9 protein-coding genes and 1 pseudogene are annotated in these 12,050 nt (G+C 63.3%); 6 read left to right on the top strand and 4 right to left on the bottom strand.

The window, feature by feature from the left end; translation table 11 throughout:
* Positions 1-59 precede the first annotated feature (59 nt).
* Positions 60-941, top strand: coding sequence for a UDP-2,3-diacylglucosamine diphosphatase (locus tag L0963_RS10265; RefSeq protein ID WP_062901963.1), 882 nt, complete (start codon positions 60-62; stop codon positions 939-941).
* Between the two features lie 7 nt (positions 942-948).
* Positions 949-1,998: a glycosyltransferase family 4 protein gene (locus L0963_RS10260; RefSeq protein ID WP_234179392.1), complete on the top strand. Its 1,050-nt coding sequence runs from the start codon at positions 949-951 to the stop codon at positions 1,996-1,998.
* Positions 1,999-2,012: 14 nt separating this feature from the next.
* Here L0963_RS10260 and L0963_RS10255 read toward each other — a convergent pair whose 3' ends face one another.
* A complete protein-coding gene (locus L0963_RS10255; protein ID WP_234179391.1) occupies positions 2,013-4,439 on the bottom strand; it encodes a TonB-dependent receptor plug domain-containing protein in 2,427 nt (808 codons plus the stop codon).
* A gap of 243 nt (positions 4,440-4,682) precedes the next feature.
* Here L0963_RS10255 and guaA point away from each other — a divergent pair, with 243 nt between their 5' ends.
* Entirely contained in the window at positions 4,683-6,269 is a 1,587-nt protein-coding gene (guaA, locus tag L0963_RS10250) for a glutamine-hydrolyzing GMP synthase (RefSeq protein ID WP_186401747.1), read from the top strand.
* A 111-nt stretch (positions 6,270-6,380) separates the two neighbouring features.
* A complete protein-coding gene (locus L0963_RS10245; RefSeq protein WP_001120888.1) occupies positions 6,381-7,874 on the top strand; it encodes an IS91-like element ISCR2 family transposase in 1,494 nt (497 codons plus the stop codon).
* A 235-nt stretch (positions 7,875-8,109) separates the two neighbouring features.
* Here the strand turns inward: L0963_RS10245 and L0963_RS10240 are convergent.
* Both L0963_RS10240 and sul2 read right to left on the bottom strand, forming a co-directional pair.
* Positions 8,110-8,352: pseudogene (locus L0963_RS10240) on the bottom strand (phosphoglucosamine mutase); the annotation flags it as partial.
* A gap of 86 nt (positions 8,353-8,438) precedes the next feature.
* Positions 8,439-9,254: a sulfonamide-resistant dihydropteroate synthase Sul2 gene (sul2, locus tag L0963_RS10235; protein WP_001043260.1), complete on the bottom strand. Its 816-nt coding sequence runs from the start codon at positions 9,252-9,254 to the stop codon at positions 8,439-8,441.
* 313 nt (positions 9,255-9,567) lie between these two features.
* On the opposite strand from sul2, the gene L0963_RS10230 reads away from it, so the two are divergent.
* Both L0963_RS10230 and purT read left to right on the top strand, forming a co-directional pair.
* Positions 9,568-10,059, top strand: a complete 492-nt coding sequence (locus tag L0963_RS10230; protein WP_062768840.1) for a GFA family protein — start codon at positions 9,568-9,570, stop codon at positions 10,057-10,059.
* Positions 10,056-11,237: a formate-dependent phosphoribosylglycinamide formyltransferase gene (gene purT, locus L0963_RS10225; RefSeq protein ID WP_234179388.1), complete on the top strand. Its 1,182-nt coding sequence runs from the start codon at positions 10,056-10,058 to the stop codon at positions 11,235-11,237. The genes L0963_RS10230 and purT overlap by 4 nt, the downstream gene beginning before the upstream one ends.
* Before the next feature lie 225 nt (positions 11,238-11,462).
* On the opposite strand, the gene L0963_RS10220 is transcribed toward purT, so the two are convergent.
* Positions 11,463-11,834: a hypothetical protein gene (locus L0963_RS10220; protein ID WP_058812812.1), complete on the bottom strand. Its 372-nt coding sequence runs from the start codon at positions 11,832-11,834 to the stop codon at positions 11,463-11,465.
* Between the last annotated feature and the right edge of the window lie 216 nt (positions 11,835-12,050).

Here is a 12,050-nt window from a genome sequence, read left to right as displayed (position 1 = left end):
GCATGTAACAAAACTCGTGTCTAGGCCGTGGGCAGCCAAGGCTGCCTACGGAGTGAGACATGGCCTCGATCTCGACCCTGCCGATCCCGAACCGCTTTCCCGATCCCTTCACCACCGAACCGCATGTGCCCGAGCGGGTTATCGGCGAACGGCGCAATTACCGCACCGTGTGGGTCAGCGACATCCACCTCGGCACGCGCGGCTGCAACGCCGGGCTGCTGATCGACTTTTTCGACCATGTCGATTGCGAGACGCTTTATCTCGTCGGCGACATCATCGACGGCTGGCGGCTGAAGAAGCGGCACTTCTGGCCGCCCGAGCATAATGACGTCGTCTGGCGCGTGCTGAAGCGCGCGAAGCGCGGCACGCGCGTCGTCTATGTCCCCGGCAATCACGACGAGATGGTCAAGCCGTTCGACGGCTTCGATTTCGGCGGCGTCGAAATCCGGCGGGAGGCGGTTCACGAGACCGCCGATGGCCGAAAGCTGCTGATCGTCCACGGTGACGAATTCGACGCGGTAATGCTCGCGCACCGCTGGCTCGCCTTTGTCGGCGACGCGGCCTACACCGCGCTGATGAAGTGCAATGTGGTCGTCAACGCGGTCCGCAGCCGCCTCGGCCTGCCCTATTGGTCGCTGTCGATGGTCGCCAAGCACAAGGTCAAGAACGCCGTCCAGTTCATCGGTCACTATGAAGAGGTGGTCGCCCATGCGGCGCGCTCGCGCGGGGTCGACGGGGTAGTGTGCGGCCATATCCACAGCGCCGAAATGCGCGCGATCGACGGCGTCGATTATTACAACGACGGCGACTGGGTCGAAGGTTGCACCGCGCTGGTAGAACATCATGACGGCCGGATGGAAATCCTGCACTGGGCCGAAGAATTCGCCGCACGCGAATCGCCGGCCCCGCTCGGCCTACCCGCTGCCGCCAAGGCCGCGTGAGCGCCGCATGCGGATATTGATCGTCACCGACGCCTGGGAGCCACAGGTAAACGGTGTCGTGCGCACGCTGCAGGCGACGATCGCCGAGTTGCGCGCGCAGGGGCATGTCGTCGGGGTGATCTCGCCCGATCTGTTCCGGTCAATCCCCTGCCCGACCTATGGCGAGATCCGCCTGGCCTTTGCGGGCAAGCGCGCCGTCGCACGGCGCATACGCGCCTTCGCGCCCGAGGCGATTCATATCTCGACCGAGGGGCCGCTCGGCCTTGCGGCGCGGCGCTGGTGCATCGATACCGGCTTTCCCTTCACCACCGCCTATCACACGCGCTTTCCGGAATATGTCGCGGCGCGCATCCCGGTGTCGCCGCAGTTCGTGTGGCGCTTTATCCGCTGGTTCCATCGCCCCGCGCAGCACATCATGGTCGCAACGCGCTCGCTGAAACGCGAGCTTGCGGAGCAGGGTCTTGGGCAGACGATGATGTGGGAACGCGGCGTCGATCACGCCCTCTTTCATCCCGATCGCACGCCCCATCCCGATTTCGCGGGCCTCGCCCGCCCGATCCAGCTCTATGTCGGCCGCGTCGCGGTGGAAAAAAACATCGAGGCCTTCCTCGAAGCCCGACATCCGGGAACGAAGGTGATCGTAGGGGACGGTCCGGCGCTCGATGATCTGCGCGCCCGCTTTCCGGATGTCCGCTTCCTCGGCAAGCTCGGCGGCGAGCGTCTTGCCGGCGCCTATGCCGGTGCCGACGTCTTCGTCTTCCCCAGCCGTACCGACACCTTCGGCCTTGTCGTCATCGAAGCGCTGTCGTGCGGCACGCCGGTCGCGGCCTATCCCGTTGCCGGCCCGGCCGACATCGTCACCGACGATGCTGGCGCTCTCGATACCAATCTCGATCATGCGATCGCGCTGGCACTGACACGCGATCCGGCCCGCGCCGCGGCCTTGGGCCAACGCTACAGCTGGCCGAACTGCACCCGGCAGTTTCTGCGCGCACTGACCTTCGTGCCCGCCGAATCCGCATCGGCGCCGGCCACGGTTTCGGCCCGCCTGGTTTAGAGTGAGTCAGGACTCTAGAAGGCCTTGCGCCACTCCAGCTCGATATAGCGGCCGAGCGGGTCGATATAGCCCGGCGCGTAGGTGAGCGGCACGACGCCGCTGGCGTCGGTGACCTTGCGCTGCGCATCGAACAGATTATCGATCGACAGGCGCAGGCGCGATCCCTTCAGGATCGGCAGCGCCTTGGTCAGTTCGGGCTTCTGATTGAAATCGACGAAGAAGCGCAAGTTGAAGGTCGCAAGATCGTGGAAGGTCAGGTCGCCGTTGGCGCCGCCGACGACGCGGCTGCCGCTGTCATATTTGGCGCTGACCCGGGCGCCGACGCCCTTGTAAAAGACGCCGCCGTCGAGTTCGACCAGATTGCGGTTGCTGCCGCCACCATTGCCGGTCGCCGATCCGTTCAGCAGATCGAGTTCAGGGACGCCGGGCCGTATCAGCACGCGGTCGGTCAGCTTGATCGTGTGATAGAGCGACAATTGCCAGCGCCCGCCCTGCGGTCCGCCGAACATGCCGCCAGGACCGCCGCGCCCCCCGCGTCCCCCGCGAAAGCCGCCGCCGGGGCCACGCGGACGCGCAGGCGCTGCGGCGGGCGCATCGCCCGATCCAGCAGGCTTTGCCGCCTGCCCGTCGGGCGGCGGCGGGGCGTCACCCTGCGCCGGCTGCGGACGCCGCTCGGCGCCGCCAGCCGGACGACCGCCACCGAAGCGGCCCGCGCCCGGGCCCGCTTGCGACTGGCCGAAACTGCGGCCGAAATTGATCCCCCAGCGGATTTGCGAATTGGTTGCGCGGTCGAAATTCACCGGGCGCTGGTCGAGCGCGACGAGCACGCCGCCGACGCGCGTTGCGCGATCCGGGAAAGCCGCCTCGATCTCTGGCGTCAGCAGCGGAAAGCCGTTGCTGGTGTCGTCGCTACGGTTGCTGTTGTAGTTGATCGAAAGGCTCAGCCCCTCGACCATCGGCGGCGACCAGTTGAGCCCGAGCTTCACATCGCGGCGCTGTTCGGCGAGGAGGAAAGGATTGCCGCCGGTCGTCGTCTGGATCTGCACCGTCTGGCCGGTGCGGAAGTCGTAGTAAGTCACATTGTCGGTAACCAGCGGCGCCGCGCCAAGCTGTGTCACCGAAGGCGCCGCCTCGTCGCGATTGAAGCTTGCGAGCAACGACAGATTGTCGGTCAGCCCCCAATTAAGCGTCGCGCCCCAGCTTTTTAGCGCGGCGAAATCGCTGGGGTTTTCGACCTGGCCGTTCAGCGTCAGCGAAATGCGACCGATCTTGCCGACATCATAGTCGGGATCGAGGATCGGCACGGTCAGCGATCCGAAAACGCTCGGCGTGTCGCGCGCGAGGTCGCTCGTCGTGATGACGCCGCTGCGGTCGGCGCGGCTATCATAACGCAGGCCGGTATAAGCGCCGGTGATCGATGCGCGGATCGGGCCGGCCCATCCCTCGACCACGCTCCCCGAGATATTGGCATTGCCGCCGAAGCTCTGCTGGCTGCTGTCGAAACGGTCGCGCCCGCCACTCAGGCGTTCGGTAAAGATGCGCTGATCGCTGTCGGCATAATTGCCCGTAACCGACCAGCGCCACGCGCCGAGCATGCCGTTGGCGCTTGCCGAACCCGTCCAGTTCTGCGTCCGGCTGTCGCGGCGCAGCGGATCGCTGACACCGCCCGCGCCGGGGCCGAGAAGGCTGAGGCTGTCGGTCTGGTCGAACCGCAGGCTTGCCGACAGGTCGGTGACCTTGTCGAGATTGCGGACGATCGTGCCGTCGATGATATAGGTGTCGCTGGCGGGCAGCAGGCTGCGCCCCGTGTCGCCAAGGTCGCGCTCGCGCTCGAGCAGCATCGCCTGATGCTCCCACCCCCCGTTGAGGTTGAAGCGGCCATTCTGTCCGATCGCGACGACCGCGGGTTCCAGCTCGCTCTTGAACTGCCCGCCCTGCGTCGGCACGCCTGCCTCGCCCTCCACCGACACCTGTTTAAAATCGGGCTTGAGCACGAAATTCACGACGCGGTCGGTTGCGGCATAGCCATATTGCAGCGCGACTTCCTCGGGGAAAATCTCGACCTTGGCGATCGCTTCGGGCGGAAGGTTGCGCACCGCGCCGAAGCCGCCGATTCGGCGCCCATTGACCAGGATCACGGGCCGCCCGCTACCGCGCCCGCGTCCCGACCGCGTGATCGGTTCGAGCGCCGTCAACAATTCCTCGATCGACGAGGCGCCATAGCTGGCGATCGCGGCTTCATCGAGTTCGGCCTCGGCCGCGATATCGGTATCGAGTTGCCCCGCGATCCGCGGCGCGGTCACGACGATCTCGTCGGCATAGTCGATATCGTCGTCGGTCGGGGTCCCCGAGCTCGAAACGACGGGGACGGTCGCCTGATCCTGCGCCATCGCGGCCGGGGCGGCGGCAATCGCGGCGCCGGTCAGCAACAGGGCGCGCATGGGAAGGAGCGGTCGAAGATACATGGTGGGGAGAACCTTTATCTTGTCTTTTGGTCATCATGCCGGACCCGATTGAACCGGCGATGAAGCGAATTTCGGTCTTGCCGGGCAGCTATTCGCCAATTGTCGCAACACTATGGCATCGCGAGGGCGCTTCCACCAACGCCTGTCCCGGACCGACGAAGCGCCCGAGCGCCCGGCTTGACCCTAGACAGTCGGCGCCGGCATCCGTATCGGCCAGCCATGCCGACTCCAGCCTCTTCCGCCGCCCCCGAATCGATCCTGATCGTCGATTTCGGCAGCCAGGTCACCCAGCTCATCGCCCGCCGTGTCCGCGAAGCCGGCGTCTACAGCGAGATTGTTCCGTTCAACGCCGCCGAGGCCGCGCTCGAACGGATGAAGCCCAAGGGCGTGATCCTCTCGGGCTCACCGGCATCGGTCCCTGCGGCGGGCAGCCCGCGCGCCCCGCAATCGGTATTCGAAAGCGGCCTTCCCATCCTCGGTATCTGCTACGGCCAGCAGGTGATGAGCCAGCAGCTCGGCGGGCAGGTCGAACCGGGCGGCGCCGATGGCGAGCGCGACGGCGAATTCGGCCGCGCCTTCCTGACCGTCACCGAACCCTGCGTGCTCTTCGACGGGCTGTGGGAGGTCGGTGAACGGCATCAGGTGTGGATGAGCCACGGCGACCGCGTTACCCGCTTCGCTCCCGGCTTCCGCATCGTCGCGGTCAGCGACGGCGCCCCCTTCGCGCTGATCGCCGACGACGAACGCCGTTATTATGGCACGCAATTCCACCCCGAGGTCGTCCACACGCCCGACGGCGCCAAGCTGATCGCCAATTTCGTGCGCCATGTCTGCGGTTGCAGCGGCGACTGGACGATGGCCGAGTTCCGCGCGACGAAAATCGCCGAGATCCGGGCGCAGGTCGGTGACCAGCGCGTCCTCTGCGGCCTGTCGGGCGGCGTCGACAGCGCGGTCGCCGCGGTGCTGATCCATGAAGCGATCGGCGAGCAACTCACCTGTGTCTTCGTCGACCATGGCCTGCTGCGCATGAACGAGCGCGAGCAGGTCGAACGCCTGTTCCGCGACCATTACAACATCCCGCTTGTCGTCGTCGATGCGGAGGAACGCTTCATGGCCGGCCTCGCAGGGGTCACCGACCCCGAAAAGAAGCGCAAATTCATCGGCGCCGAATTCATCAACGTCTTCGAGGAGGAAGCGAAGAAGATCGGCGGCGCCGATTTCCTCGCGCAAGGCACGCTCTATCCCGACGTCATCGAGAGCGTCAGCTTCACCGGCGGGCCGAGCGTCACGATCAAGAGCCACCACAATGTCGGCGGCCTTCCCGAGCGGATGAACATGAAGCTCGTCGAACCGCTGCGTGAACTGTTCAAGGACGAGGTCCGCCTGCTCGGCAAGGAACTCGGTCTCCCCGACATCTTCGTCGGCCGCCACCCCTTCCCCGGCCCCGGGCTCGCAATCCGCATCCCCGGTGAGGTGTCGAAGGAGCGCTGTGACATCCTCCGCAAGGCCGATGCCGTCTATCTGGAAGAGATCCGCAATGCCGGCCTCTACGATGCGATCTGGCAGGCTTTCGCGGTGCTGCTGCCTGTCAAGACCGTCGGCGTGATGGGTGACGGGCGCACCTACGACCATGTCTGCGCGCTGCGCGCCGTGACCTCGACCGACGGCATGACCGCCGACATCTACCCCTTCGACGCGAGCTTTCTCAGCCGCTGCGCGACGCGCATCATCAACGAGGTGCAGGGCATCAACCGCGTGGTGTACGATTATACCTCGAAGCCGCCGGGAACTATCGAGTGGGAGTGACGGGCACTGGCTGGCAATGTCTAGCAACGGCAGGCATTTCGGCTGAGGGTAAAAGAACTTTCCGCTAAGCGATAGACTGTATGTAAACACAGTATTGCAAGGACGCGGAACATGCCTCATGTGGCGGCCAGGACGGCCAGCCGGGATCGGGATACTGGTCGTTACCAGAGCCACCGACCCGAGCAAACCCTTCTCTATCAGATCGTTGACGAGTATTACCCGGCATTCGCTGCGCTTATGGCAGAGCAGGGAAAGGAATTGCCGGGCTATGTGCAACGGGAATTTGAAGAATTTCTCCAATGCGGGCGGCTGGAGCATGGCTTTCTACGGGTTCGCTGCGAGTCTTGCCACGCCGAGCACCTGGTCGCTTTCAGCTGTAAGCGTCGCGGTTTCTGCCCGAGCTGTGGGGCGCGGCGGATGGCCGAAAGTGCCGCCTTGCTGGTTGATGAAGTACTGCCTGAACAACCCATGCGTCAGTGGGTGTTGAGCTTCCCGTTTCAGCTGCGTTTCCTGTTTGCCAGCCGGCCCGAGATCATGGGGTGGGTGCTGGGCATCGTTTACCGCGTCATTGCCACGCACCTGGTCAAGAAAGCGGGCCATACCCACCAAGTGGCCAAGACGGGCGCGGTCACCCTGATCCAGCGTTTTGGATCGGCGCTCAATCTGAATGTTCACTTCCACATGCTGTTTCTCGACGGTGTGTATGTCGAGCAATCCCACGGCTCAGCGCGTTTCCGCTGGGTCAAGGCGCCGACCAGCCCAGAGCTCACCCAGCTGACGCACACCATCGCCCACCGGGTGGGTCGCTATCTGGAACGGCAAGGCCTGCTGGAACGGGATGTCGAAAACAGCTATCTGGCCTCGGATGCGGTGGATGACGACCCGATGACACCCCTGCTGGGGCACTCGATCACTTACCGTATCGCTGTCGGTTCACAGGCGGGGCGAAAGGTGTTCACTTTGCAAACTCTGCCGACCAGTGGTGATCCGTTCGGTGACGGGATTGGCAAGGTAGCCGGGTCCAGCCTGCACGCCGGCGTGGCGGCCAGGGCCGATGAACGCAAGAAGCTCGAACGGCTGTGCCGGTACATCAGCCGCCCGGCGGTATCCGAGAAGCGGCTGTCGTTAACACGAGGCGGCAACGTGCGCTACCAGCTCAAGACGCCGTACCGGGACGGCACCACGCACGTCATTTTCGAACCATTGGATTTCATTGCAAGGCTGGCCGCCCTGGTACCGAAGCCCAGAGTCAACCTAACCCGCTTCCACGGGGTGTTCGCACCCAACAGTCGGCACCGGGCGTTGGTCACGCCGGCAAAACGGGGCAGGGGCAACAAGGTCAGGGTGGCTGATGAACCGGCAACACCAGCACAACGGCGAGCGTCGATGACATGGGCGCAACGGCTCAAGCGTGTTTTCAATATCGACATCGAGACCTGCAGCGGCTGCGGCGGCGCCATGAAAGTCATCGCCTGCATTGAAGACCCTATAGTGATCAAGCAGATCCTTGATCACCTGAAGCACAAAGCCGAAACCAGCGGGACCAGGGCGTTACCCGAAAGCCGGGCGCCACCGGCTGAGCTGCTCCTGGGTCTGTTTGACTGACGAGCCTGAAGGCCAACGATACCAATCAAAATGCTGCGTTCACAGCGCCGCGGCAGGGATCCGCCGTGCTGGTTGTCGGAAAAGGAGCCGCTAGTGGGAAAGAGGAGGGTAAATTTTCAGCGTTGCTGGCTCCCCGTCAGCCGGATTGGGTTGCATCGCAGGGGTGTCGAAAGAGTCAACTGCGGTCCAAAGCTGTTGGACTTGGGTGAAAAGGGCGTTTATTCTTCCTATACGTTGTCGGCAGCGGGCCAAAAAGGAATACGTCCATGCCCATCGAGGTGAAACCGGCTGTGAGCGCGGGTTCAAGCATATAGCCCGACAGGCGCGTATCCTTGCCGATCACGACACGATGGCGGTGGTCACCGCGACGAAAGACACGGCCAGCCGCCATGCCGACGCGCAAGGCGGTTTCCGCCGTCATCGCGCCTTCGTTGGCTTTGCCACGAATACCGTCTGTGCCGAAATATTTGCGCACCATAAGGTCGATTATCCTGTCGTCGGGTCGCCCTCAAAGGGGACATGCCTGCTGAACCGCGAATATAGAGAAATATCCCGAATGTGCAGTTAACGAATTCTTGCGGTTTCTTTCAGCGCCGCCAATACCGCCAGCCCGTCGCGCAAGGGGCGCGGCTCGTGTGTGCGGATGAAGTCAGCTCCACCTGCGGCGGCGGCAAGCTCTGCAGCGAGTGTCGCGGCCCCGACATCCCCCGGACCACGGCCTGTGAGCGCGCGCAGAAAGGATTTGCGCGAAACAGACAGAAGCACCGGCAAATCGAAGCGCAGCCGCAATTCATCGAACCGCGCCAGCACCGAGAGCGAGGTTTCGGGAGCAGCCCCCAGAAAAAACCCCATGCCGGGATCAAGGACAAGGCGGTTGCGTTTGATACCGGCACCCGTCAGCGCCGCGATGCGCGCGTCAAAGAACGCCGCAATGTGATCCATGATGTCGCCAGCGGGTGCCTCGCGCCGATCTGCCTGCCCGTCTTGCACCGAATGCATAACGACGAGTTTGGCAGATGATTTCGCCAATTGCGGATAGAACGCAGCGTCTGGAAAACCGCGAATATCATTGAGATAGGCCACACCACGCGACAAGGCATAGGCTTGCGTCGCGGGTTGATAACTGTCGAGCGAGACGGGAATGCCATCTGCCTTGAGCGCGTCCAGCACCGGCGCGATACGCGCGATTTCTGTGTCGGACGAAACAGGCGCGGCGTCGGGATTGCTGGATGCCGGACCGAGGTCGATCACATCTGCCCCCTCGGCCATCAGCTTACGCGCCTGCGCAATGGCTGCGTCTGGCGCCAGATACCGGCCTCCATCGGAGAAACTGTCCGAGGTTATGTTGACGATGCCGAAAATGATGAGCGATTTATTCATGGGGGCTTCTATAATAATAATAATCGAGCATGAGTCTCATACGGATGCTCGGGTCGAAAGGGAATCCCCAGGCGAGTAACCTGTTTGCGGTGATCCATTAGCTGCAGGAGCAGAAGAGCATACATCTGGAAGCAAAGCCAGGAAAGCGGCCTATGGAGCTGTGCGGCAGCGCTCAGTAGGCAATTTTTCAAAATATTGTTAAGCCTTTTCTGAGCATGGTATTTTTCATGGTATTACCAATTAGCAGGAAAATAAGCCATTGAATATAAAAGATAAAAATGTCTTGTTTACAATAGAGTGGGAGTGACGCATCATGGGCAGCCACGAACGACTTGAGGTCGATGCGTCCGGCGGCTGCCAGTGCGGTGCGGTGCGCTATCGCGTCAGCGCGGTGCTCGACACGTCGCACATCTGCCACTGCCGCATGTGCCAGAAGGCCGCTGGCAACTTCTTCATCGCGCTGATCGGCGTTCCGCGCGATGCCATCGCTTGGACGCGCGGGATGCCCGCGACCTTCAACAGTTCGGACAAGGCGGCGCGCGGCTTCTGCGCCGATTGCGGCACGCCGCTGCTCTACGATTATTTCGAGAGCAAGCATATCAATCTGACCACGGGGTCGTTCGACGACCCCAGCCGTTTCGCGCCGCGTTTCCAGTTCGGGCTGGAGGCCCGCCTGCCCGTCTTTGCCGATCTGCCGATCCAGGCCGAAGGCACGACCGAGGAAACCATGGCCGATCTTGTCGCGGCGATCGCGGCGACCAATCATCAACATCCCGACCACGATACCGAAAGCTGGCCTGAATGACCCCCACTGCAAAGATTCTCCTGCTCGGTTCCGGTGAGCTTGGCCGCGAGTTCGTCATTTCGGCAAAACGGCTCGGCTGCCATGTTATCGCCTGCGACAGTTACGCCGGCGCGCCCGCGATGCAGGTCGCGGACGAGGCCGAGGTTTTCTCGATGCTCGATGGCGACGCGCTGGGTGCCGCGATCGAAAAGCACCGCCCCGACCATGTCGTGCCCGAGATCGAAGCGATCCGGACCGAAGTGCTGGCCGAACTCGAGGCCGAAGGGTTTCACATCGTCCCCTCGGCACGCGCGGCCCAGCTCACGATGAACCGCGATGCGATCCGCGACCTTGCCGCAAGCGAGCTGAGCCTGACGACCTCGACCTTCGAATATGCCACCAGCCGCGAAGAACTCGCCGCCGCCGCGGCGCGGATCGGCTTTCCGCTCGTCGTGAAGCCGGTGATGTCCTCCTCGGGCAAGGGGCAGAGCACTGTGAAGGACGCCGCCGGGATCGACGCCGCATGGGATTATGCGGCCGCCGGGATGCGCGGCGACCGGCTGCGCGTGATCGCAGAGGCCTTCATCGATTTCGATTATGAGATCACGCTGCTGACGGTGCGCCACAAGGACGGCGTCGCCTTCTGCCCGCCGATCGGACATCGGCAGGAACGCGGCGACTATCGCGAAAGCTGGCAACCCGCAGCCATGTCGGCGGCGGCGCTGCAGGCCGCGCAGGCGATGGCGACGAAGGTCGTCGATGCGCTCGGCGGCCATGGCATTTTCGGGGTCGAATTTTTCGTGAAGGGCGACGATGTCATCTTCTCCGAACTTTCCCCGCGCCCGCACGACACCGGCATGGTGACGCTGATCTCGCAGCAGTATTCGGAATTCGACCTTCACGCGCGCGCGATACTGGGATTGCCGATTCCGCCGGTCGACGTGCCGCACCCCAGCGCCAGCGCCGTGCTGCTCGCCGACCGCGACGCAAGTGATTTCGCGATCACCGGCCTCGCCGAAGCCCTGACGCCGCCGAACGCCGAAACCTCGGTTGACGCGCGCCTCTTCGGCAAACCCGTCACGCGGCCCTATCGCCGCATGGGAGTGGCACTGGCCAAGGTCGCGGGCGGCACCACCGAAGACGCGCGGGCAGCCGCCGTCGCGGCCGCGGACAGGCTTGCGATCCGATATCCGGGGTGATTGGGCGGCGGGTTGGCGGATTGCGACCGATTGCGGACGTTCTGGCCTATCCTGACCCGTTCGCATCGAGCCCTTCGACTGCCTTGGCAGGCGCTCAGGATAAACTTCGGCCTTTGGCCGAAGTCGAGATGCCCCTCGGGCCAGGCGTCGCGTTGACGGGTGTCTCGACTTCGCTCGACACGAACGGGAAAAGAGGTTCGTCGGCAAGCCGCCGGTTGCGGACGTTCAGTATACGATCCATCCGTCTGCCAAGTCGTCCGTGAACGAGATCAGACCACACTCCCAAGGGCCTTCCTCAGATTTCAGACGTAACTGCTGTCCACCTTCAAAGCCAAGAGTCAGGCACAAAGGCTGCACTTCAATCATTACAACCTTCTTCATGAGAAGCCTGTGTAGCAGGAGGGGCGGGCCCGCGAATGCCGCACAGTCGTAAGGGTGCACAATACGGTCTTCGCCCACATGTTCTAGATCGCCGGTGACGGTAATCTGTCCGCCCTGAGACCATCGAAATTGCACCGAGTTTGGATCAAGTGCTATTTGGGCCAGTTCTCTGCCAATTAGGAACTGCAGCTCAGGCGATTGGGGAAACTTATGCATTCCTCCTTCTCGCAATTTTGCCTTGGCGCCGCAACGTCCGCTTCCCATCTGTGGACGCCCCAAAAGACGCAAGCGATTTTTGGAGGTAGTGCACGTAGTCGGATGCGGCCATCTGTCCGGCCTTGCAATGCAGCATCGGAGGCTGCGGGCCCGTATGGGAGTTCGCGGACCGGAACCACATCACCCACAGCGTGCTCGCGGCACAGTGGAAAGCCC

The organism is Sphingopyxis sp. NFH-91, assembly GCF_021401285.1.
Taxonomy (GTDB): Bacteria; Pseudomonadota; Alphaproteobacteria; order Sphingomonadales; family Sphingomonadaceae; genus Sphingopyxis; species Sphingopyxis terrae_A.
This window is presented reverse-complemented; position numbering and strand designations above follow the sequence as displayed.